Source organism: Nonomuraea sp. NEAU-A123 (assembly GCF_018603905.1).
Classification (GTDB): domain Bacteria; phylum Actinomycetota; class Actinomycetes; order Streptosporangiales; family Streptosporangiaceae; genus Nonomuraea.
Map to the genome: position 1 here is coordinate 1 of NZ_JAHFZZ010000041.1, position 23,198 is coordinate 23,198.

At 70.2% G+C, this 23,198-nt stretch carries 20 protein-coding genes; 11 read left to right on the plus strand and 9 right to left on the minus strand.

Annotated features, from left to right (window positions below):
* Positions 1–207: 207 nt before the first annotated feature.
* The 5 genes from KLK06_RS56755 to KLK06_RS56775 form a co-directional block, all read right to left on the minus strand.
* Positions 208–1,389: a hypothetical protein gene (locus tag KLK06_RS56755; RefSeq protein ID WP_214644224.1), complete on the minus strand. Its 1,182-nt coding sequence runs from the start codon at positions 1,387–1,389 to the stop codon at positions 208–210.
* Positions 1,390–1,543: 154 nt separating this feature from the next.
* Positions 1,544–2,782: a glycosyltransferase gene (locus KLK06_RS56760; RefSeq protein WP_214644225.1), complete on the minus strand. Its 1,239-nt coding sequence runs from the start codon at positions 2,780–2,782 to the stop codon at positions 1,544–1,546.
* On the minus strand, positions 2,779–4,116 hold the full coding sequence (locus KLK06_RS56765; protein WP_214644226.1) for an MFS transporter: 1,338 nt from the start codon (positions 4,114–4,116) through the stop codon (positions 2,779–2,781). Before KLK06_RS56765 ends, KLK06_RS56760 begins: the two co-directional genes overlap by 4 nt.
* A complete protein-coding gene (locus KLK06_RS56770) occupies positions 4,113–6,542 on the minus strand; it encodes an MMPL family transporter (protein ID WP_214644227.1) in 2,430 nt (809 codons plus the stop codon). Before KLK06_RS56770 ends, KLK06_RS56765 begins: the two co-directional genes overlap by 4 nt.
* On the minus strand, positions 6,535–8,205 hold the full coding sequence (locus KLK06_RS56775) for a fatty acyl-AMP ligase (protein ID WP_214644228.1): 1,671 nt from the start codon (positions 8,203–8,205) through the stop codon (positions 6,535–6,537). Before KLK06_RS56775 ends, KLK06_RS56770 begins: the two co-directional genes overlap by 8 nt.
* A gap of 188 nt (positions 8,206–8,393) precedes the next feature.
* Between KLK06_RS56775 and KLK06_RS56780 the strand changes: the two genes are divergently transcribed.
* Positions 8,394–9,644 carry an MFS transporter gene (locus tag KLK06_RS56780; RefSeq protein ID WP_214644229.1) on the plus strand — a complete coding sequence of 417 codons (1,251 nt, stop codon included), beginning with the start codon at positions 8,394–8,396 and terminating at the stop codon, positions 9,642–9,644.
* On the opposite strand, the gene KLK06_RS56785 is transcribed toward KLK06_RS56780, so the two are convergent.
* Positions 9,603–10,139, minus strand: coding sequence for a hypothetical protein (locus KLK06_RS56785; RefSeq protein WP_214644230.1), 537 nt, complete (start codon positions 10,137–10,139; stop codon positions 9,603–9,605). The two genes, KLK06_RS56780 and KLK06_RS56785, sit on opposite strands and share 42 nt — an antisense overlap.
* A gap of 102 nt (positions 10,140–10,241) precedes the next feature.
* Entirely contained in the window at positions 10,242–10,793 is a 552-nt protein-coding gene (locus KLK06_RS56790; RefSeq protein ID WP_214644231.1) for a hypothetical protein, read from the minus strand.
* A gap of 165 nt (positions 10,794–10,958) precedes the next feature.
* On the opposite strand from KLK06_RS56790, the gene KLK06_RS56795 reads away from it, so the two are divergent.
* The 7 genes from KLK06_RS56795 (at position 10,959) to KLK06_RS56825 (ending at position 17,496) form a co-directional block, all read left to right on the plus strand.
* Positions 10,959–11,588 carry an IclR family transcriptional regulator gene (locus KLK06_RS56795; RefSeq protein ID WP_214644232.1) on the plus strand — a complete coding sequence of 210 codons (630 nt, stop codon included), beginning with the start codon at positions 10,959–10,961 and terminating at the stop codon, positions 11,586–11,588.
* Positions 11,589–11,666: 78 nt separating this feature from the next.
* The gene (locus KLK06_RS56800) at positions 11,667–12,836 is read left to right on the plus strand and encodes a homogentisate 1,2-dioxygenase (protein WP_214644233.1); all 1,170 of its coding nucleotides are present in this window, start codon (positions 11,667–11,669) and stop codon (positions 12,834–12,836) included.
* Entirely contained in the window at positions 12,833–13,588 is a 756-nt protein-coding gene (locus KLK06_RS56805) for a hypothetical protein (protein WP_214644234.1), read from the plus strand. Before KLK06_RS56800 ends, KLK06_RS56805 begins: the two co-directional genes overlap by 4 nt.
* Positions 13,585–14,688 (plus strand): fumarylacetoacetase, encoded by a 1,104-nt coding sequence (gene fahA / locus KLK06_RS56810; RefSeq protein WP_214644235.1) that lies wholly within the window; start codon positions 13,585–13,587, stop codon positions 14,686–14,688. The genes KLK06_RS56805 and fahA overlap by 4 nt, the downstream gene beginning before the upstream one ends.
* A 70-nt stretch (positions 14,689–14,758) precedes the next feature.
* The gene (locus KLK06_RS56815) at positions 14,759–15,916 is read left to right on the plus strand and encodes an Ig-like domain-containing protein (protein ID WP_214644236.1); all 1,158 of its coding nucleotides are present in this window, start codon (positions 14,759–14,761) and stop codon (positions 15,914–15,916) included.
* A 72-nt stretch (positions 15,917–15,988) separates the two neighbouring features.
* Positions 15,989–16,420 (plus strand): NfeD family protein, encoded by a 432-nt coding sequence (locus tag KLK06_RS56820; protein WP_214644237.1) that lies wholly within the window; start codon positions 15,989–15,991, stop codon positions 16,418–16,420.
* A gap of 2 nt (positions 16,421–16,422) precedes the next feature.
* Entirely contained in the window at positions 16,423–17,496 is a 1,074-nt protein-coding gene (locus tag KLK06_RS56825; protein ID WP_214644238.1) for an SPFH domain-containing protein, read from the plus strand.
* Positions 17,497–17,517: 21 nt separating this feature from the next.
* Here KLK06_RS56825 and KLK06_RS56830 read toward each other — a convergent pair whose 3' ends face one another.
* Both KLK06_RS56830 and KLK06_RS56835 read right to left on the minus strand, forming a co-directional pair.
* The gene (locus tag KLK06_RS56830; protein WP_214644239.1) at positions 17,518–18,117 is read right to left on the minus strand and encodes a hypothetical protein; all 600 of its coding nucleotides are present in this window, start codon (positions 18,115–18,117) and stop codon (positions 17,518–17,520) included.
* 517 nt (positions 18,118–18,634) lie between these two features.
* Positions 18,635–19,810: a Gfo/Idh/MocA family protein gene (locus tag KLK06_RS56835; protein ID WP_214644240.1), complete on the minus strand. Its 1,176-nt coding sequence runs from the start codon at positions 19,808–19,810 to the stop codon at positions 18,635–18,637.
* 177 nt (positions 19,811–19,987) lie between these two features.
* Here KLK06_RS56835 and tdh point away from each other — a divergent pair, with 177 nt between their 5' ends.
* Genes tdh through KLK06_RS56850 form a run of 3 tightly spaced genes read left to right on the plus strand, consistent with a single transcriptional unit; the run spans position 19,988 to position 23,196 of the window.
* Entirely contained in the window at positions 19,988–21,016 is a 1,029-nt protein-coding gene (tdh, locus tag KLK06_RS56840) for an L-threonine 3-dehydrogenase (RefSeq protein WP_214644241.1), read from the plus strand.
* A complete protein-coding gene (locus KLK06_RS56845) occupies positions 21,016–22,191 on the plus strand; it encodes a glycine C-acetyltransferase (RefSeq protein WP_214644242.1) in 1,176 nt (391 codons plus the stop codon). Before tdh ends, KLK06_RS56845 begins: the two co-directional genes overlap by 1 nt.
* Before the next feature lie 18 nt (positions 22,192–22,209).
* On the plus strand, positions 22,210–23,196 hold the full coding sequence (locus tag KLK06_RS56850; protein ID WP_214644243.1) for a LysR family transcriptional regulator: 987 nt from the start codon (positions 22,210–22,212) through the stop codon (positions 23,194–23,196).
* The last annotated feature ends 2 nt before the right edge of the window (positions 23,197–23,198 follow it).

Genomic DNA, 23,198 nt, shown 5'->3' on the forward strand with positions numbered 1-23,198 from the left:
CGTACACACTCCCGCCGCTCCTGCTCCGCAGGCGTGTACCCACCCCTTTGCCCGTACCGCATACCTCGGTCGTACCGCACCAAAAGCGATCCGTCACGAGGCTAAGACTCTACGCATTCAATCTGTGTATCGGAAATAACGACAGAAGCGCGCCTCCGGCAGAGCCGAAGACGCGCCTTTTCTCATGTCGGTGAACGCCGCCGTATGTCAGGCGGTGTGCAGATACACCTGGCCGAACACCTCGGACAGCTTCTTGAGGTCCGTGTCCGTGTCGACTTCCGGCGCCGACGGGTCGTAGATCGTGGCCAGCCGGGGACGGATCGAGGTCAGCTTCTTGAGCTGCTCCCAGGTGGCGTTCTCCGCCCACTTCTCCCCGTACAACCTGCTGACCTGCCCCTGGTCATTCTGCCAGCGGGACCAGAGGTTGACCGTCTCGGCGGCGTCGGCCTGAAGCGGCGCGGCGATGCGGTCGGTGATCGACTTGGCCGCCTGCTCGGTGGTGAGCTGCGGCGAGCCCACGGTGGCGAAGCCGGCGTCTTCCGCGGCGATCTGACCGTACGCGTCCCACGCGCGCGCCCTGACCTGGATCCACTGGTTGCGCTGGGCCTCGGTGGCGTCGATCTTCCAGGTGGCGTACTCCGTCGCCAGGTGCCCGCCGTCCAGGGCGAGCTGGTCGACCAGGCCCTTGGTGAGCCAGGCGCCGATCCGCTCGGGGTCGAGCAGCGGGTACTTCTTGGTCATCTCGGTCTTGCACGCGTCGTTGGCGCCACAGCCGAGCAGCGGCACCACCGTGTGCACGGCCAGCTTCTTGCCCGGCGCGAGGTTGCGGAGCGTGGTCGTGGCCTCCGTGACGAACTTGTCCATCTCGTCAGCCGTCTCGAACGTCTTGTTGAACCCGAGCTGCGAGCTGAACCTGATCCCCACGGCCCCCTGCTGCGCCGCGACCGCGGCGACCTTCTTGGCCGCCTCGGCGAGCTTGCCCGACTTCCAGTCGTCGGCCAGCTCGGTGTCGATCCAGACGCGCATCCCGGCCGCGGCGGCGGCCTTGACGGCCTGGCCACCGGCGGTCTTCTCGGCGGCCTGGATCTCGGCCGCCGACAGGCCCTCGGGGTTGACGAAGCACTCTTCGCCGGACTGGCACTCGGGCGAGCCGCCGTCCTCGGCGCCCTCGACATCGGGCGAGTCGACGTCGTGCAGCTCGCCGTCGCCCTCGGAGTCGCTGGCGCACTCGTTGCCGGCTTCGGTGCAGTCGACGGTGATCGGGGCCAGCGGGCCCGCCTCTTGCAGGTGCTCGCCGTCGTTCGCGAGCCAGAAGTTGGCGATGTCGACCGCCTCTTCCGGCGTGGCCATCCAGCGGCAGACGACGTAGGCCGGCGTGTCACCGGACATCAGGTCGTTACAGCTACGCGGATCGTCCTCCGACCAGGCTGGAACGCCTATGCCTAACAGTGAGAGTGCCAATCCGATGACGAAAATCTTCCTCAGTCGCATGGCGCCTTACTCCAAGGGGTGATCGTGGACACATCGCACAATATCTTGATGATCAGTAACCTTCAATGAGATCAACGGCGTTCTTCACCCCGCGTTCAACCTTTAGTAGTTTCCCGAGTTGCGCCGCTTTTTCGTGATATTCCGGTATGGCTTGCAGCCGCGCGGCCAATGACCGCCCGCTCAGCGCCCTGATCGGCAACGGCGGCGGCCCCGCCCCCAACGCCGCCACCCTCCGCCCCCAGAACGGCTGGTCGGAGAAGAAAGGGCAGACGACATTGGGCACGCCGGCCGCCAGCCCCGCCGCCGTGGTCCCCGCCCCACCGTGGTGCACGACGGCGGCCATCCTCGGGAACAGCACCTCATGCGCCACCTCCCCCGCCGGGCAGACGTCCGCCGATGCCGCCACGGGCAACCCCTGGACCACCGCCCGCATCCCGGCCAGCCGCAATGCCGCGACCACCTGCTCGGCGACCGCCTCCGGCTCGTCCGGCACCATGCTCCCGAAACCGACGTACACGGGGGGCGGCCCATCGTCCAGGAAGCCGGCGAGGTCGGAGGGGAGCGAGCTGTCCGGCTCGAGTGGAAGGCGCCAGTAGCCGGTGAGGTGCACATAGTCGGGCCAGTCGGGCGGCCTGGGCACCACCAGCGGGCTGACCCCGCACAGCACCGGCACCCGATCCCGCCGGTCGGCCGCGAACGGGCTGCCCCGCAACGGCCGCAGCCCGAGCACCTGCCCGCGCAGCCGGTTCACCATGGGGCCCAGCATCAGCCAGCCGAGCCGTTCGACCACGGCATAGCTGGCCCGGTTGCCGATCCTGCCCAGGGTCCGGCGCGGGATCAGCGGGTTCGGGAACTCGCCGGTCGGCTCGCTGGGCTGGAACTGCAGGATCCCGTACGCCATGCCGTACCTCTCGTGCAGGTGCCTGCCGAAGGAGCCGAGGGCGGGCGCGAGGACCAGTTCGGCGTTGGCGCAGGCAGCGTCCACCTCGGCGAGGACAGTCGAGGCGAGGGGCTCGACGACGGCTCTGAGGCCTCGCACGAACCCCAACGGCCCGCTCCGCAACCACGCCTGTCCTTCCTCGCTCTCCACGATCGCGACCGGATCCGCCGTCAGCGCCGCGAACCGCCCGCCAACGCCTCCCGGGGGCTCACAGCGCCCGGCCGCCAGGTGTTGGTAGCGTTCCGGCGCCACGAGCGTGACCTCGTGCCCGCGCGCGCCGAACTCCCGAGCCAGCGCCACGCACGGCTGAATGTCTCCCCGCGATCCCAATGCCAGCACCGCGACCCTCACGGCAGTGCCAGCAAGGCGATCAATGCGCCCAGGAGGACGAGGGCCGCCGCCACCAGTAACCCGAGTGCGTACCCCTGAGAAAAGCTCCCGGCCTCGTGCACGATCACCCCAATAGCCGAAATCCCCAACAGGCCGGAAATCTCACGACTTACGGAGAAGATCCCACCCGCCACCCCGGCCCGAGACTCCGGCACCGCCCCCAGCACAGCCGACCCCAGCGGCATGGTCAACGCCGATCCCACCCCGATCGCGCAGACGGCGGGCCCCAACCGCTCCCACCCGTCCCCCGCCTCCAGGAACGCCGCCACGACCATCCCACCCGCCACCAGCACCAGCCCGCAGGCGACCGTCCTCCCGCTCCCCAGCCACCGCTCGACCATCGGCACCAGCGGCGTGACGACCACGACCAGCAACGCCAACGGCACGAACGCCACCCCAGAGGCCGTCGGCGTGAACCCGAGCACCCCCTGCAGGAACAGCGCGGTGTAGAAAAACACCCCATTGACCCCGAGCCCCCACAGCACCTGAGCCAGCACCCCACCCGCGAAACTCCTGACCGCGAACAGCCCCAGCTCCACCATCGGCTCCCGCGCCCGACGCTCCACGACCAGGAACAGCACTCCCCCGCCCGCGCATCCGGCCACCGCGAGCAGGACGGGCGGCGACGCCCAGCCGTACTCGCCTCCGTGGATCAGCGCGAACGTCCCGCAAGCCAGGAACACCACCGACGCCAGCGACCCGGGCACGTCCACCGTGCGCCGCTGTCCGGAGTGCGTTTCCGGTATCGCGACGGCGGCCAGTGCGATGACGGCCGCCCCCATGGGCACGTTGATCAGGAAGACCCAGCTCCAGTGGGCGTACTGGCTCAGGTACCCGCCGACCACCGGCCCCAGCGCCAGTGCACCGGCGCCGGACGCCATCCAGACGGCCACCCCCAGCGAGCGATCCGCCCAGCCCGCCAGTACGGCCAGCGTCGCGGGCAGGATGAGCGCCGCCCCGGCCCCCTGAGCCAGCCGCGCGGCGACCAGCGGCTCGATCGACGTGGCCAGCCCGGCAGCGAGCGACGCCCCGGTGAAGACGGTGAGTCCGGCGAGCAGCACCTTGCGCCGCCCGTACACGTCGGCCAGGCGGCCACCGGCGATCATGAGGCCGGCGAACGTCAGGATGTATCCGGTCGCGACCCATTCGAGCGCGCTCAGGCGGGTGTGGAGATCGCGCTGGATGCTGGGCAGGGCGACGGTGACCACGGTGTTGTCCAGCGTCGTCACAAACCCAGCCAAGCCGACGACCGTCAGGAGCAGCCGGGAGCGGGCGGGGGCCAAGGCCAGGGTCACGTGTCCACCTCCGCCCAGGTCCAGCCGGGTCCGTCGGGGTTCGCCCTGACGACCCTGGTACGACCGGCGGTGACCTTCTCCCAGGTGGGCCGCTGCGTCCCGGAGCGGAAAGCGTCCGGGTTGTCGGCGGCGGTGCTGTAGGGCCGCTTTCTGACCGGGCGCGAGGCGTGGAGCGGTGTGACGGGAGCGGGGTCGTTCCCGGGGCGGAGGCTGAGCGCTGTCCCAGGGCGCTGCTCCTCCGGCGGCGAAGATTCACGGAGCTCGATCCGCCGATGAACCCCCCGCAACACCCCCGGCAGCCACCAGTTCACCCCACCCAGCAACCGCATCGTCGCCGGCACCAGCAGCGCCCGCACGAGCGTGGCATCCACCACGATCGCCACGAACATCCCCACCCCGAGCAGCTTCACGATCGTGATCCCGGCCGTCGAGAAGGCCCCGATCACCACCAGCAACAGCAGCGCCGCGCTGGTGATGACGCCCCCGGTCCGCTGCAAGCCCGTCGCCACCGCCGCCGTGTTGTCGCCGGTCCGCAGCCACTCCGCCCGCACCCTCGACAGCAGGAACAGCTCATAGTCCATCGACAGCCCGAACACCACCGCCAGGATCAGCACCGTCACCGTGGCCTCGATGGTCCCCGTGGACGTGAAGTGCAGCCACGGCGCCAGGTGACCGTCCTGGAAGGCCCAGACGATCACGCCGAACGAGGCCCCGATCGAGAGGACGTTCATGAGCAGGGCCTTGACCGGCAGGACGACGGAGCCGAAGGCGGCGAACAGGAGCAGGAACGTCACCCCGCCGACCACCAGCGCCATCCACGGCAGCCGGCCGAGCAGGCTGGACATGAGGTCCATCTGGGCGGCCGTCGGGCCGCCTACGACGATCTGGCGGACGTTCGGCTCCGGGGCCATCGATCTGATGAGCGTCACCAGGTGCTGGGCCGCGTCCGACATGGGGTCGGAGGAGTAGCGGACCGCCAGGCGTACCGCGCCGTTGGGCTGGGAGAGGCCGGCGAGGTCGACGCCCGTGACCCCGGGCAGCTCGCGCAGGCGGTCGGCGAGGGGTTTGGCGTCGGTGGGGTCGATCGGGGTGACGGCGCTGATCGGGGAGTAGCCCTGGCCGAGGGGGCCGGGGGCGGCGGGACGGGTGGTGAAGGAGCGTTCGATGAGGACGTGGACGTCGATCGTGGCCATCGAGTTCTTGGCGAAGTCGCGGTCGACGGTCTCGGCGACGCGGCGGCTCTCGGCGGTGGCGGGCAGGACCCGGTGGTCCACGTTGCCGAACCGTACGTGGGCGAACGGCCCGGCCAGCGCGAGGAGCACGGACGTGACGGCGACCAGGTAGAGCACGGGCCGTTTCAGCACACTGGAGGCGATCGCGTGCCAGACCCCGGCGCCCGCGCGGGCCGCGCCGAAGCGGGGGGTGAGGCGGATGGCGTCCACGCGGGGACCCAGGACGGCGAGCGCGGCGGGCAGGACGACCAGCGCGGACACCATGGCCACCAGCACCACGGCCGCCGCGCCCAGCCCGATCGAGCGCAGGAACATCTGCGGGAACAGCAGCAGTCCCAGCAGCGAGGTCGCCACGGTCAAGCCGGAGAAGGCGACGGTACGGCCGGCCGTCGCCATGGTGCGCACCACGGCCTCACGGGTCGGGAGGCCGGAGCTGATCTGCTCGCGGAAGGCGGTCAGCACGAAGAGCGAATAGTCGATGGCCAGCCCGAGCCCGAGCATGGTGACGACGTTCAGCGCGAAGACCGAGACCTCCGTCACCTCGGTCAGCAGCCTGAGCAGCACGAGCGCGCCGAGTACGGCGAGCAGCCCGACGAGCAGCGGCAGCCCGGCGGCCACCAGGCTGCCGAACACCACCACGAGCATGACCAGCAGCACCGGCATGGAGATCGCCTCGGCGCGCGCCAGGTCGGCCGCCGTCTGGTCGTTGAGCTCCTTCAGCAGCGGCACCGAGCCGCCGACCTGGACCTGGAGGTTCGCGACGGGCAGCCGGTCCTTGATGGCGGCGTACGCCTGCTGCTTGGCGCCTTTCAGGGTGATCAGGGCGTAGGTGGCGTGCTCGTCGGTGGACATCAGCTCCTTGGAGCCGGTGGTCCAGTACGTGGCCAGCTTGCGGACGTACTGGGCGGGCAGGGCGCGCAGCGAGTCGTGCACGGCCTTCTTGAAGCGCGCGTCGCGCACCTTGACCTGCGGGTGCCGGTAGAGGACGACGACGTCGGGGGTGTTGCCGCTGTACCAGGCGTCGTTCCAGCCGGCGGCGGTGGTCGAGTCGGCGGCCGGGTCCGCGAAGCCACCGTCGGCCATCCGGCCGAACAGCTGCAGCCCGAAGGGCGCGGCCAGGATGGCCGCCACCAGGCTCAGCACCAGCAGCGTCCACCTGCCGCCGTAGATCAGGCGCCCCGCCGACTCAAACAAGGGCGCCCTCCAGGTACGCCCGCAGGCAGGCCCGCCGGGCGATCTTGCCGCTGGTCGTCCTGGGTACGCCGCCGGTGCCCGTCAGCACGAAGTCGTGCACGGATAAATCATGAAATTTCCGGACCGCTGCCCGTACCTGGGCCGCCACCTCGGCCGGATCGGCCTCCGCACCCCCACGCGACCGCTCGGCCACCACCACGAGCCGCTCGGTCTCTTCTCCCGGCACGGAGAAGGCCGCCACGTGGTCGCGGCGTACGGCCCGGTGCGCCTCCTGGACGGTGACCTCGATGTCCTGGGGATAGTGGTTGCGCCCGTCGACGATGATCAGGTCCTTGATCCGGCCGGTGATGTAGAGCAGCCCGTCGTACACGACCCCGAGGTCGCCCGTCCGCAGCCAGGTGCCGTCCTCGCCGTCCAGCACCGCGCCGAACACCTCGGCCGTGCGCAGGGGATCGCGCCAGTAGGCGCGCGCCACGTTCGGGCCCTGGACCCAGACCTCCCCCACGTGCCCGTCCGGCAGTGCCCGGCCGCGCTCGCCGACGACGCGCACCCGCTGACCTCCTGCCCGCCCGCACGACACCAGCGTGGTGAGGTCCCCGAACCCGCCGTCGTACGGCACGGCGCGGCCGTCGCGGAGCGCGTCGCGGTCGAAGGCCGTGGCCACGACGGCCTCATCGGGCCCCATGCCGGCGACGAAGACCGTGGCCTCGGCCAGCCCGTACGCCGGGGTGTGCGCCTCCGGCCGCAGCCCGCACCCGCCGAACGCGGCGTTGAACGCCTCGACGGTGCCGGGCCGTACCGGCTCCGCGCCGTTCAGCATGACCCGCACCCCGGACAGGTCCAGCCCCTCTTTGTCGGCCGCGCCGACCCTGGCCGCCGTGTACTCGAACGCGAAGTTGGGCCCCCCGGTATAGACGTCGTCGAACTCGCTGAGCAGCCGCAGCCAGCGCACCGGATGCATGACGAACGCCACCGGATCCATGAACGCCACCTGGTTGCCCGCCACCATCGGCAGCGCGACCGTCGCGACCAGCCCCATGTCGTGGAAGAGCGGCAGCCAGAGCGCCGCGACCGAGGTACGCGGCTCGGCCCGGAACAGCTCCCACAACTGCGCGGCGTTGGCCGCCAGGTTGCCGTGCGTGATCTCCACACCGGCGGGCGCCCGGGTGGAGCCGGAGGTGTACTGCAGGTACGCGAGATCGCCCGGCTCGACCCGTACGGCCGCCCACTCGTCGGCGAGCAGGTCGGAGACCGTGTCGACGGTGACCACCGCGGCCCCTGCGGCGAAGTCCCGCACGCCGGGCAGCGCGGCCGTGGTCGTGAGCACAGCGACCGGATCGGCGTCAGAGTAGGCGCGGGCCAGCCGGTCAGCGTGCCCCGGCAGGTCGGGCGCGAACAGCGGCACCGCCACGACCCCGGCGTAGAAGGTGCCGAGCACCGCCACCACGTACGCGAGCCCCTGGGGAGCCAGGATCGCCACCCGTTCGCCGGGCCCCGCGACCTCGCGCAGCCGTACGGCCAGCGCCCGCGCTTTGAGGTCGGCCCGAGCCCAGGTCAGCGTCTCGCGGGACCCGTCGCCCAGGTAGTCGACGAACGTGTAGGCGGGCGCGTCCGGGATCTCCCGCGCCCATCGCGCCACGCGCTGGATCAGTGCCTCGGGCATGCCCGGGTCCCCTCGCCGACTACAGGAACCTAGAAAATTACGGCAGAAGGAGCCTCGATTCTTGCCAAACGCCGGCACATTCCCCTTTCGGTCTTGTCAACGGCGTGACAAGCAGCGAGATATCCGGACGACAGCGATACCACGAACCCGCACAATAGTGAGCGTTTGGGCGATTAGGGGGCCACCAAGTGCACGGCTATCTTCACGATCTCGGCCTGCTCCGAGATCGGCGGTTCACGCTGCTGTTGACCACCAGGACCATGTCGGTGCTGGGCAGCGCCTTCGCTCCCGTGGCGCTCGCCTTCGGCATCCTCGCCCTGCCCGGCGCGGACGCCACCACGCTCTCGGTGGTGCTCACCGCCGAGGCGCTGCCGATGGTGGTGTTCATGCTGGTCGGCGGGGTGATCGCGGACCGGTTCCCCAGGTACAGGGTGATGATGGTCAGCGAGTTACTCAGCGCGCTGGCCTTCTTCGCCCTGGCCACGATGATGCTGACGGGCTGGACCCCGCTGCCCGCGATGGCGGCCGCCGCGGCGGCCAGCGGAGTGGCGATGGCGATGCTGTTCCCCGCGCTGACCGGCATCATCCCCGAGGTCGTGCCCGCCGACCGGCTGCAGGCCGGCAACGCGCTGCTCGGCCTGGGCGCCAACAGCTCGCGGGTGGCGGGCGCGGTGCTGGGCGGCGGCACGGTCGTGCTGTTCGGGGCCGGGTGGGCGCTGGCCGTGAGCGGGCTGATGTTCGCGGTGGCCGGGGCGCTGATCGCGGCGCTGCGGCTCACGCCCGGCCGGCGGGACGCGGCGGCCAAGCATTCGGTGCTGGCCGACCTGCGTGACGGGTGGCACGAGTTCAGGTCCCGGCAGTGGATCTGGGTGGTGGTCGCGCAGTTCTCCGTGCTCGTGATGGCGCTCCAGGCGGGTCACGGCGTGCTCGGGCCGCTGCTGGCCAAGGAGAGTCTGGGCGGGCCCGCGGCCTGGTCGGCGTTCCTGGCCGGTGAGGCGGTGGGCACGATCGTGGGGGTGATCGTCTCGCTGCGCGTCCGGCCCAGCCGGCCCATCCTGGTCGGGACGCTGCTCTGCCTGCCGTCCGCCCTGCCGTACGTGCTGCTGGGCGGCGGCGCGCCACTGTGGGCGATCGTGGCGGGCGCGTTCGTACTGGGCGTCTGCTTCGACGTGTTCGGCGTGCTGTGGCAGACGACCATGCAGCGCGAGATCCCGCCGGAGTCGCTGTCGCGGGTCAGCTCGTACGACGCGCTGGGCTCGATGATGTTCGGCCCGATCGGGCTCATGCTGGCCGGGCCGGTGGCGAACCTGGTCGGCACGCGGGCGGCGCTGCTGGGCTGCGCCGCCCTCGTCGTGCTGTCCACGCTCGCCGCGCTGCTGTCTCCCGGAGTGCGCAACCTACGCGCGCCCGTTCCGGTCGCCGAGAGCGTGCCGGGCTGAGTCACCCTGGGCCAGGTCGCGCCGGGCCGAGCGGAAGTACGCGTTGGCCCTCGGCTGGAACATCAGCGCCACGGCGCCGAGCACGGCCAGCACGTGCAGCACCCGGCTGCCGGCGAACATCAGGCCCATCGCGTCGGCCCCGGCGAATGCCTCGGCGAGGGAATGGCCGTCCATCAGCCATTGGATGGGCTCCATGACGAGCGAGAGCGTGCCGAACACGCCCAGCGTCACCGCCAGCGTCCAGCGGGCCCAGTTCCTGCCCTGCCTCAGGCGCAGCGCCAGGAAGACGGCCGTGACGAAGACAGCGAGCCGGATCCCGACGCCGGACAGCAGCTCGCCGGCCGAGGCCGTCCCCGTGGACAGCAGGTCGCCGACGACCAGGACGGTCTCGAACACCCCTGCCGCGACCGCGACCAGCCACAGCGTGGCGGCGGCCTGCACGGTGGGGGGCGGCTCGGTGGGGTTCGGCGCCGAGCGGGGCTTGAGCATGGTCATGACGGGCCTCCAGGGTGATCGCTTCCCGGCCAGTGTGCGCCGCGCGACCCCTCCGGATCAGGCCCGCCGTCCCCCGAATGCCTGGTCAGGCTGGCACTACCGTCAGATGACGATCAGCGTCACCACCACGCCCGCGCAGTTGCCCGCCAGGCAGATGCGGACGGGCACCTCGGACACCCCGGCGGCCTCCGGGATGCCGCCGATGTGGCCGTCGGGGCCGATCGTGACGCCTTCCGGCAGCTTGCCGTGGTCGGTCAAGGAGAACGTGGGTGGCACGCCCGTGGGCCCGCCCTCGATCGTGATCTGCTCGTCGTAACGGTTGCCCACCTTGCCGGGGAAGGCCAGCGCGCTCGGCTGCCAGGGCATGTTCCGCAGCACGACGATCGTGATCTGCTGATCGACGCAGTCCTGGCCACGGCAGAGCCGGACGGGCGCGGCGAAGGTGCCGGGACGCTGGGGCATGCCGTGCAGCCGACCCGCGGCGTCCAAGGTCACGCCCGGGGCGAGAGCGGCAGGACGGATGGTGAGGTCGTCCTCGAACGGCATCAGGTGATCATCCACCTCGATGCCCTGCGTGACGTAGAAGACGGTCTCGACGAGCCGCTTGGTCGGGGGATCCACGTGCAGGACGGGCAGGTCGCGCGACACGGCCACGGTCCGCGTGACCTCCGAAGGCAGTGCGGGAACCAATGCACACAAACCCAACCCGCCAACAACCAATCCCCACGCCAGCCGCATTTCGCCCCCCGGTCTGTCTCCCCGATACGTACCCCGGCACCGCGCAGCGTTACTCCTGGCTCACGCGTAGATAATCGGCTCATGGCCGCTGAATCCGCCCAGACCCTGGAACGCGGGCTCCGCCTGCTGAGACTGCTCGCCGACGGCAAGGGCGGGCGGACGCCCACCGAGCTGAGCGCCGAGCTGTCGCTGTCGCGGCCGGTGGTGTACCGGCTGGTGACCACGCTGCTCAGCGAGGGGTTCGTGCGCCGGGACGCCGAGGGGCGGGTGCATCTCGGGTTCGGGGTGCTCGTGCTGGCTCAGGCCGTACAACCGCTGCTTCGGGCGGCGGCGCTGCCGACGCTGCGGCGGCTGGCTGAGGACGTCGGCGCGACCGCGCACCTGACCGTCGCGGAGGGCGACGACGGGCTGGCCGTGGCGGTGGTCGAGCCGTCGTGGACGAACATGCACGTGGCCTACCGGGAGGGGTCGCGTCACTCCCTGCTGCTGGGCGCCGCCGGGCAGGCGATCCTGGCGCTGCGCGAGGGACGGGCCGACTATCTCGTGACAGAGGGGCAGTTGCAGGAGGGCGCGCGCGGCATCGCCGCGCCCGTGGCCGGGCTGCCGTGGCTGGAGGCGTCGGTCGGCGTGGTGACGTTCGGGCCGCTCGACGAGTCGGCCGGGCTGCGCGTGGTCGAGGCCGCCGTCGAGCTGGCCGGCGCGCTGGGTTGACATCGCCCGCCCCATGGCGGACGGTGGTTGCAGATAGAGGACACAGATGTCCGATAAACGGACGCTCGGGAGGCGACGATGCCTTACTACCGCGTCGTGGGCGAGGTGCCCCGCAAGCGGCACACCCAGTTCAGGCGGCCCGACGGCGGCCTCTACGCCGAGGAGCTGATGGGCGAGGAAGGCTTCTCGTCGGACTCTTCGCTGCTCTACCACCGTTACCTGCCGACCGCGATCGTCAAGGCCGAGGCCGTCACGCCGCCGGCGGACCTCCGCCTTGACCCGAACCTGCCGCTGTCGCCGCGCCACTTCCGCACCCAGGACCTCAGCAGCGCGGGCGACCTGGTGGCGGGGCGGATGCAACTGGCGGGCAATGCCGACGTCCGGTTGTCGTACGCCACCAGCGACCGGCCCAGCGAGCTCTACCGCAACTCCATGGGCGACGAGTGCGTGTACGTCCAGGCGGGCCGGGCCCGCTTCGAGTCGACGTACGGCGTCATCGAGGCCGGCGCGGGCGACTACATCGTCATCCCGACCGGCACGATCCACCGGTGGGTGCCCGACGGCCGGGTCAACGTGCTGGCCATCGAGGCGTCCGGGCACATCAGGCCGCCCAAGCGCTACCTGTCCCAGTACGGGCAGTTCCTGGAGCACGCCCCCTACTGCGAGCGTGACCTGCGCGGCCCGGCCGAGCCGCTCGTCGTCGAGGGCGAGGAGGTCCCGGTGCTGGTCCGCACCCGGGGCGGGCTGACCAGGCTGGTCTATCGCAACCACCCGTTCGACGTGGTCGGCTGGGACGGCTACCTGTACCCGTTCGCGTTCAACATCAATGACTTCGAGCCGATCGTGAAGAAGACGCACGCGCCGCCGCCGGTCCACCAGACGTTCGAGGGGCCGGGGTTCGTGGTCTGCTCGTTCTGCCCGCGCCCGCTGGACTTCCACCCCGAGTCTGTGCCGATCCCCTACAACCATCACAACGTCGACTCCGACGAGTTCATGTTCTACGTGGGCGGCGACTACTCGGCCCGCCAGGGCTCCGGCATCGACGTCGGCTCGATCTCGCTGCATCCGGCCGGCTTCACGCACGGTCCGCAGCCCGGGGCGGTGGAGGCGGTCATCGACGCGGTCAGCCGCGGCATCACGACCACCAGCGAGATGGCCGTGATGATCGACACCTTCCGCCCGCTCGACCTCGGCCAGGCCGCTCTGACCTGCGAGGACCCCGGCTACGCCTGGACCTGGGCCCGATGAACCTCTACATCGCACTGATCGACGACGCGGGCCTGTTCCCGCCGACCTCCCTGCACATGTCGGAGGCGCTGGCCCGCCACCAGCGCGACCAGGAGCGGGCCTCCCAGGTGCTGACCCACCGCTTCCTCTGCCCCGCCAGCCGCCTCGACGGGCTGCGCCGCGAGGACGCACCGCCGCGCCGGATCGGGCTGATCGTGGACACGCCGGAGATCCCGCCGTTCGACGATCTGCCCGTGGACTCGGTCGAGATCCGCGTGGACGCCCTCGCCCTGCTGCCCGAAGGCGGCCTCCCGCCGGGCGTGCGGCTGTTCGTCGAGGTGCCCGCCGGGAAGTACGTCGCCGACAGGCCCGAGGGCGCCGCGCTCAAGGTGCGCTGCGGCGGCTCGACCGCCGAGGATTTCCCGCCGGCCGAGCATCTCGCGGCGTTCATCCGGTTCTGCGCGGAGCACGACATACCGTTCAAGGCCACCGCCGGGCTGCACCACGCCGTACGTCATTTCGACCCCACGCTCGGCGTCGACCGGCACGGCTTCCTCAACCTGCTGCTCGCCGTCTGTGAGGCCGTGGAGCAGCGCGACCCCGTGCCCGTGCTGCGCACCACGGATGTGAGCCACCTCGTACGACTGGCCCGCGCCGTGTCCGAGGAGACGGCGAAACGGGCCAGGGCGCTGCTGGTGAGCTACGGCTCGTGCAACACCGGCGCACCACTGGACGATCTACGCGTGCTGGGACTGATCGAGGAGGACGCGTGACCTGGGGTGCCGACAATCTGCCCTACGGGGTGTTCTCCCGGCGCGGCGAGGCGCCACGGGTGGGCGTGCGCTACGGCGACCGGGTCCTCGACCTGGCCGCCGCGCTGCACGACGAGGTCTTCGCCGCACCCACCCTGAACCCCTTCATGGCCAGGGGGCGCACCGCCTGGCACGACACGAGAACGCTGATCGCCAACAAGCTCACCTCCGACCTCGCGATCACCGAGCCGCATCTGGTCCCGCTGGACCAGGTGCGGCTGCACATGCCGTTCGAGGTGGCCGACTACGTCGACTTCTACTGCTCGCTGGAGCACGCCACCAACCTCGGCCGGATGTTCCGGCCCGGCACCGAGGGGCTGCTGCCCAACTGGCGGCACCTGCCCGTCGGCTACCACGGCCGGGCGGGCACGGTCGTGCCGTCCGGGACGCCGATCACCCGGCCGCACGGCCAGCTCGGGGCCGGGCGGTTCGGGCCGTCCGCCAAGCTCGACCTCGAAGCCGAGCTGGGCTTCGTGATCGGCGTGCCGTCCGAGCTCGGCACGCCCGCCGGGGCCTTCGAGGACCACGTGTTCGGGGTGACGCTGGTCAACGACTGGAGCGCGCGCGACATCCAGGCATGGGAGTACGTGCCGCTCGGGCCGTTCCTGGGCAAGTCGTTCGCCACCTCGATCTCGCCGTGGATCACGCCGCTGGAGGCGCTGCCCCGGATCCCCGGCCGCGCGCAGGATCCCGAGCCGCTCGACTACCTGCGCAGGCACGGCGACTGGGGACTGGACGTCGCCGTCGAGGTGTCGCTCAACGGCGAGGTCGTGTCCCGTCCGCCGTACTCCGGTATGTACTGGACACCGGACCAGATGCTCGCCCACATGACGGCCAACGGCGCCGCCCTGCGGACCGGCGACCTGTTCGCGAGCGGCACGATCTCCGGCGAGCAGCGCGAGGAGCGGGGCTCGCTCATCGAGCTGACCTGGAACGGCACCGATCCGATCAAGCTCTCCGGCGGAGAGACCAGGACATTCCTGGAGGATGGCGACACCGTGACGATCAGAGCCACGGCCGGCGGCCGCACCTTGGGGGAGGTTTCCGGAACAATCCGATAGATGACCTAGCGTGCTCATTCCATGACTCTCCGCTAACCTGGGTACCCCCTTCCCGGAAAGCAGGATTGACATGCGGCGCGCCGCGGCCATTCTTCTCGTGGCCCTCCTCCTCACCGCGGGCTGCGGCTCGGTAACCGCCGAGCGGCCGGCGCCCGCGCCGCCCGTCGTACAGGTCTCCCCGGCCTTCGACGCGCTGCGCGCCCGTACGGATCAGGGCCTGGTCGTCAAGGCGCAGGGCGGCAAGCTCAGCCAGGTGCTCGCCTTCGTGGCCGGCGCACCGGTGCCGGGCACGCTCGACGCCTCCCGTACGACCTGGCGCTCCTCCTGGACGCTGGCCCCCGGGTCCGAATACACGGTGACCGCCACCGCGGCGCGTCCAGGCGCCCCGTCGACGGTGGCCATGGGCCGCTTCCGCACCCGCGCCGTCGGCCATACGTTCCAGGTCGCCTCCGTCACCCCGCTGCCCGGAGAGACCGTCGGCGTCGGCATGCCGATCATCCTCGACTTCGACACCCCGGTGCACGACAAGGCGGCCGTGGAGCGGGCGCTGGAGGTCAAACCCGCCACCGAGGGCGCGTGGCGCTGGGTCGGCGACACCCGGGTGATCTACCGCACCCGCGACTTCTGGACGCCTGAACAGCAGATCACGGTCACGGCCCACCTGACCGGGGTGCGCATGGCGCCGGGCGTCTACGGCGTGACCGACCGCACGTTCGCCTTCACCGTGGGCCGCGAGCAGTCCAGCTCGATCGACACCCGGACCCACCAGATGATCGTCAGGCGCGGCGACCGGATCGCGCAGCGCATGGCCATCAGCGCGGGCATGGCCACCACTCCCGAATACACCACGACCAGCGGCATCCACCTGACCATGGACAAGGGCAACCCGGTCCGCATGATCTCGCCGGGCCGCGTCAAGGGCGAGCCCGGCTACTACGACGTCCTGATCGACCATGCCGTGCGCATCTCCAACAGCGGCGAATACGTCCACGCCAAGAACAACGTGTGGGCCCAGGGCCACGCGAACGTCAGCCACGGCTGCGTCAACGCCCGCCCCGACCAGGCGGCCTGGTTCTTCGCCAACTCGCTGCGCGGCGACCCGGTGACGATCACCGGCACCGCCCGCCCACTCCGATGGGACAACGGCTGGGGGTTCTGGCAACTGCCGTGGGAGAAGTGGCGGCAGGGCAGCGCCTTCTACCGCCCCGCGCCCCTGCCACAGCAATGATTCCGGCATTACGGTAGGAGGGGGGAACCAGCCGAGTACCCAGGCCCGTTATGCCATCAGGAGGGCCGGAACATGGATGAATGGATCATCTGGATAATCCTGGCAGTCGTCCTAGGCGTGGCGGAGATCTTCACCGTCACCGCAGCGCTCGGTCTGCTCGGCGCGGCCGCCCTCCTCACTGCCGCGACCGCCGCCATCGGTCTGCCCGTTCCCCTGCAGCTGCTGGTCTTCGCCCTGTCTTCCACAGCCGGTCTGATCGTGATCCGGCCGGTCGCCATGCGTCATCTACGGCAGCCGCAACTGCAGCGCTTCGGCGTGGAGGCGCTGGTCGGCAGGCAGGCGTACGTCGTGTCGGAGGTCACCGGACGCGAGGGCAGGGTACGCATCGGCGGCGAGGAGTGGTCCGCGCGCGCCTATGACGAGACCCTGGTAATCCCCACGGGGGCGACCGTCGATGTCATAGAGATCGAGGGCGCCACAGCCCTCGTATATCCCCGGGAGTGACCATGGACCCGCTGTTGCTGGTCGGACTGTTCGTCATACTGTTCGCGGTGTTCACGGTGCTCAAGGCCGTGCGGATCGTGCCCCAGGCACGCGCCCGCAACGTCGAGCGCCTCGGCCGCTACAACCGTACGCTGAAGCCGGGACTCAACTTCGTCATCCCGTACATCGACCGTGTCTACCCGATGATCGACCTGCGCGAGCAGGTCGTGACCTTCCGCCCGCAGCCGGTCATCACCGAGGACAACCTGGTCGTCGAGATCGACAACGTCCTCTACTTCCAGGTCACCGATCCCCGGGCGGCGGCCTACGAGATCGCCAACTACCTCCAGGCGATAGAGCAGCTCACCGTCACCACCATGCGTAACGTCATCGGCGCCATGGACCTGGAGAAGACGCTCACCTCCCGTGACAGCATCAACAGCCAGCTACGCGGCGTGCTCGACGAGGCCACCGGCAAGTGGGGCATCCGCGTCAACCGCGTGGAGGTCAAGGCGATCGACCCGCCGAAGACCATCAAGGACGCGATGGAGAAGCAGATGCGGGCCGAGCGGGACAAGCGGGCGGCGATCCTCAACGCCGAGGGCCAGCGCCAGTCGCAGATCCTCACCGCCGAAGGCGACAAGCAGAGCAGCATCCTGCGCGCAGAAGGCCAGCGCACCGCCGCCATCCTGCAGGCCGAGGGCCAGTCGCGGGCCATCGACCAGGTCTTCCAGGCGGTCCACCGCAACGACCCCGACCCCCAACTGCTCGCCTACCAGTATCTGCAGATGCTGCCGCAGCTCGCGGCGAGCCCCGGCAACACGTTCTGGGTGATCCCCAGCGAGGTCACCTCGGCGCTGCAGGGCGTGTCGAAGGCGTTCACCGAAGCACTGCCCAGGTCGGCGGCGACGCGGGACGAGATGCCGGAGAACTCGGCGGCGGACGAGGAGGTCGCCAGGGCCTCGGAGGCGGCGGCGGAGGCCGTGGCCGACGCCCAGGACCACGACAGCCCCAACGGGCCTCGCCAGCTCACCCAGGGCGTGCAGGACCCGTCGGAGGCCTTCCCCGACCTGGAGAAGGAGCACCAGGAGCGCTGATCCGGCCGGTGCCCGCCGCGATCACGTGGCGGGCACTTTCGCCTCCCCTTGGGTGACTGTGGCCTCGACCTTGGCTTCGACGAGGGTGGGACGGCAGGCCGCTTCGAACAGATCCCGCACCTGAGACGCCCGGTGCACGATATTGGCCCGGCAGGCCAGCTTGACCGCCGCGTCGGCCAGGGTGACGTCCCGGTTTGCCTCTGGAACGTTGTCGCCCATTTTGGTCCGCAGCCACTCGGAAATCTCCGCCCAGGAGTAGAGGCTGATGTTGTCAGCCTCGATCAGCGGCTCGGGGAAGCCGCCGGGCCCGCGCTGCCCGTTCGCCAGTTGCCGAAAGCTGGCCTGCGTGCGGCCACCGTGACGCCGGGCCGCGTCGCCGAGCGTCACCGCGTCACCTTGCCCCACTCCGACGGCCCACAGCTTGTCGACCGAACTGATCTGGATGAGCACGGAAGCGATCGCCTCCAGGAGACTCTCCCCTTCGCGCTCGCACATGAGGTAGACGCCGCCATCCGGGTCCCCTGCCACAGCGCAGTCGTCCAGACCCGCCTCGTAGAGGGTGTCCGTCTCTTCGTCACTGGGCGCCCGGTTGAGCATGACGCGGAAGTTCCAGGTGTTCATGAGCCCTCCTCTCTCGTGCCGCACTCAGCATGCTCGTGAGCCCATTCGAGAATGCTCTTGGCATGGTTTCCCGGATTACGTGGCGTCGACCACACCTTGAAGGGCGCGGCTCCGCATGAGCACTGGACACACCCCCAGCGATGCCCGTTGTGGTCCTCGACCACGGTCAATGTCTGGATCTTGCGCAGCCTCTTGAAGGCCGCGTTGATCTCATTGTGTTGATGTCTTCCTCGACCAACCATGTTCTAACTGTGCAACAGTGTTGCACAGTTAGAACGGCATTTCCAAGCCAGGAGCCCCAACCTGCACCTTGGAGTGACAGGTCCACCTGTTGAGGCTGGTCATACATAGCCTCGACGGCATGGACAGCGACAACAGCACCGCCTACCCCGTGTGGTCAGTGCGACAGCGGCGCGTCCGTGGTGTCGATCAGCGTGCAGTTGGCGACCAGGCCCTCGGCGACGCGCGCCCAGATGCCCGCCACGACGGAGCCCTGGACATCACCGACGCACACACGTCAGGATTCCAGCTGTCCACGATCGAAGTACGCCGCCAGTTCCGGGTCGATCGGCGGGACGTCGTACGGCATGCCGCCGTCGCGTAGCGACATCGTGGCCATGTAGCCGGCGGCGACGCTCATCCGCGCGGCCACTGGGGATGTGTCGGTGATGCCGCCGTCCCGGACGAAGCCGCAGAACTCTCGCATGATGTTCGTGTCGGCGCCGCCGTGCGAGCCGGTGGCGTCGGGCACCCGGTACGCGATGTCGCCGTCGCTCCGGTAGCCCGACGGGCCGGTGTTCCAGACCTTGACCGTGTCGCCGGGGCCGTCGCCGAAGTTCTCCAGCCGGCCCTCGGTGCCGATCACCGTGTAGTTGCGCACGTAGTCGGGGGTGAAGTGGCACTGCTGGTAGGCGGCGATGACGCCGTTGTCGAGGCGCATGTTCATCACCGACACGTCTTCGACGTCGACGACGTGGTTGAGGTCACCGCGGCTGGCCGGCGGCCAGTCGTACTCGCGTAGCCAGCCCTCCGGTCTGGGCGTGCCCGGCTCGCGGCGCGGCAGGTCGCCGTAGAGCATGAGGTCGCCGAGGGCGGTCACCCTGGTCGTGTAGCCGCCGGCGAGCCAGTGGATCACGTCGAGGTCGTGCGCGGCCTTCTGCAGGAGCAGGCCGGTGGTCCGGGTGCGGTCGGCGTGCCAGTCCTTGAAGTAGTAGTCGCCGCCGTAGGACACGAAGTGGCGCACCCAGATCGTCTTCGGCTCGCCGATGACGCCCTGCTGAATGATGTCGCGCATCAGCCGGACCACGCCCATGTGCCGCATGTTGTGCCCCACGTACAGCCGGGTCCCGGTCCGCCGCGCGGCGCGCAGGATGTTGTCGCAGCCCTCCACGGTGATGGCCAGCGGCTTCTCCAGGTAGACGGCCTTGCCGGCCTCCAGGCAGTCGATGGCGACGCGCTCGTGCGTGTCGTCGGGCGTCAGGACGATGACCGCGTCGAGGTCGCGGCGGTCGAGCAGCCGGTGGTAGTCCTCGGTCAGGAACTCCGCGCCGAACCTCTTCCCCCGGCTCTTGAGCACCGCCGGGTCGGAGTCGCAGAGCGCGGCCACGACCGAGCCCTGACCCGGCTGGTGCGCGTAGCGTGCCAGGTTGGCGCGGAGTCCGAGACCGATGATTCCGATGCGCAGGTCTTCCACCCAAGCGAGGCTAGCGCTCGTTTATGCAAATAACCAGCGCGAAAGCTGCGACATCGGGCACGCCGTACGAGTGGCGTGAAGGGAAGCTGCGGGGGCACTTAAGAATCCTTCGATGGACACGTCCCTAAGAGAGCGGGCACAGTGCGTTAGGTTCGGGGCAGAGGGAGAAATGGAACCATGAAAGCGCTGGTCAAGGAGCGAGCCGAGCCTGGATTGCGGCTGGCTGACGTGCCGGAGCCCACACCTGGTCCGGGCGAGGTGCTGATCCGGGTGCTGCGTACCGGCATCTGCGGCACCGACCTCCACATCCGGAAATATGACGATTGGGCGCGGCATACTCTGAAGCTTCCGCTGATCGTGGGGCATGAGTTCTCCGGGCACGTGGTCGAGGTCGCGCCCGGCGTCGAGGACATCTCCGTCGGCGACCTGGTGAGCGGCGAGGGGCACATCGTCTGCGGCAAGTGCCGCAACTGCATGGCCGGACGCCGCCATCTGTGCCGCAACACCATCGGGCTCGGCGTGAACAGGGACGGCGCCTTCGCCGAATACCTCACGCTGCCCGCCTCCAACGTCTGGGTGCACCGGGTGCCGGTCCATCCCGACGTGGCGGCCATCTTCGACCCGTTCGGCAACGCCGTACACACCGCACTGTCGTTCCCCCTGGTCGGCGAGGACGTGCTGATCACGGGCGCGGGCCCGATCGGGCTGATGGCGGCGGCGGTGGCCACGCACGTGGGCGCGCGCAACGTGGTGATCACCGACGTCAGCGAGGAACGGCTGAACCTGGCCGGCAAGCTCGGCGTCTCCCTGGCCCTGAACGTCTCGCAGACCTCGATCGCCGACGGCATCACGCGGCTCGGCATGCGCGAGGGCTTCGACGTCGGGCTGGAGATGTCCGGGAACCCGCGGGCCGTCCGCGACATGATCGCGAACATGACGCACGGCGGGAAGATCGCGATGCTCGGGCTGCCCGCCGAGGAGTTCGCCATCGACTGGGCCACGGTGGTGACCTCGATGCTCACCATCAAGGGCATCTACGGCCGCGAGATGTACGAGACCTGGTACAACATGTCGGTGCTGCTGGAGAAGGGCCTCGACCTGTCCCCGGTGATCACCGACCGCTACTCGTACCGCGATTTCGACGCCGCCTTCGACACGGCGGCCAGCGGCCGCACGGGCAAGGTCATCCTGGATTGGAGCGTTTGATGTTCACGAACGTACGCGATCAGCTGCGTGCGACGCTCGACGAGATCACCGAGGCGGGGCTGCACAAGCCCGAGCGCGTGATCACCACGCCGCAGAGCTCGCAGGTGAGCGTGGCCGGGCGAGAGGTGCTGAACTTCTGCGCGAACAACTACCTCGGCCTGGCCGACAACCCCGAGGTGGTCGCCGCCGCCAAGGAGGCGCTCGACCGCTGGGGCTTCGGGATGGCCTCGGTACGGTTCATCTGCGGCACTCAGGAAGTGCACAAGGAGCTCGAAGCCCGCCTTTCGGACTTCCTCGGCCAGGAGGACTCCGTCCTTTACAGCTCGTGCTTCGACGCGAACGGCGGCGTCTTCGAGACGCTGCTCGACGCGCAGGACGCGGTGATCTCCGACGCCCTCAACCACGCGAGCATCATCGACGGCATCCGCCTGTCGAAGGCCCGCCGCTACCGCTACGCCAACCGCGACATGGCCGAGCTGGAGGCCAGGCTGAAGGAGGCGTCCGACGCGCGGCGGCGGCTGGTGGTGACCGACGGCGTGTTCTCCATGGACGGCTACTTGGCGCCCCTGGCCGACATCTGCGACCTGGCCGAACGCTACGACGCGATGGTCATGGTCGACGACTCCCACGCGGTCGGGTTCGTCGGGCCGACCGGACGCGGCACGCCCGAGCTGCACGGCGTCACCGACCGGGTGGACATCATCACCGGCACCCTGGGCAAGGCGCTCGGCGGGGCCAGCGGCGGCTACGTCGCGGCGCGCAAGGAGATCTGCGAGCTGCTGCGCCAGCGCTCCCGCCCGTACCTCTTCTCCAACTCGCTCGCCCCGGTCATCGCCGCGGCCTCGCTGCGCATCCTCGACCTGCTGGAGACCTCCAGCGAGGCCCGTGAGCAACTGCGCGCGAACACCGCCCGGTTCCGCGCCAAGATGACCGAGGCCGGGTTCGACATCCTGCCCGGCGACCATCCGATCACGCCCGTGATGATCGGCGACGCCGCCGAGGCCGGGGCGATGGCCGAGCGGCTGCTGGAGCTCGGCGTGTACGTGATCGGGTTCTCATACCCGGTCGTGCCGCACGGCCAGGCCCGGATCCGGGTCCAGCTGTCGGCGGCCCACTCGGCCGAGGACGTGGACCGCGCGGTCGACGCCTTCATCCAGGCCCGCACGTCCCACTGACCTGAGTATTCTCGCTGCGTGATAGACACGCGGCGGCTGCGTACGTTGCGCGCGGTGGCCGACCATGGCACGGTCACCGCCGCGGCCGCCGCGCTGCACCTCACCCCGTCGGCCGTATCCCAGCAACTCGGGGCGCTGGAGCACGAGGTGGGCCACCGGCTGTTCACCCGCGACGCGCGCGGCGTCCGCCTGACCGCGGTCGGCCAGATCATGCTCACCCACGCCAACGAGGTGCTCGCCCAGCTCGAACGCGCCGAAGCCGAGGTCGCCGCCTACAGCACGGGCGCGGCGGGCGAGGTGACCGTCGCCTGCTTCGCCACCGCGATCAGCGCCGTGCTCTCCCCCGCCATCACCGCCCTCCGCACCGGCTCCCCGGGGCTGCGGGTACGGGTGCTCGACGCCGAGGGCGACCACAGCCTGACCATGCTGCTCGACGACCGGGCCGACCTGGCCATCGCGGTGGAGTATCGCGGCGCCCCGGACGCGGCCGATCCCCGCCTGCACCGATCCGCCCTGTACGCGGAGCCGTTCGACCTGGTGCTCCCCCAGGCTCACCCCCTGGCGGGCGCCGGCGGCCCGCCCCCGGCGGACGCGGTCCGGCTCGGCGATCTCGTCGGCGAGACGTGGATCGGGCCCTACCCCGGCAACCCCGTCCACGACGTGATCACCTTCGCCTGCGAACAGGCGGGCTTCTCACCGAACTTCGCGCACTGCTCCGACGACTTCCGCGCCGTGGTGGCACTGGTCGGAGCCGGCGCGGGAGTGGCGCTGGTACCCAGACTGGCCCTCCGCGACATGGTGCTGCCCGGCATCGCGGTGCCAGGTGTCGCGGTGCCTGGCGTGGCAGTGCCCGGTGTCGCGGTACGTCGGACGGCGGGTCCCGAGCGTCGGGTCTTCGCGGCCGTGCGGCGCGGTGCCGAGGCGCATCCTCTTCTTCGGCCCCTGCTCGACACTCTGCACACGATCGCCGACTCCCTCGGGGGCCGGGGGAAACGTTTGGGTTAGTT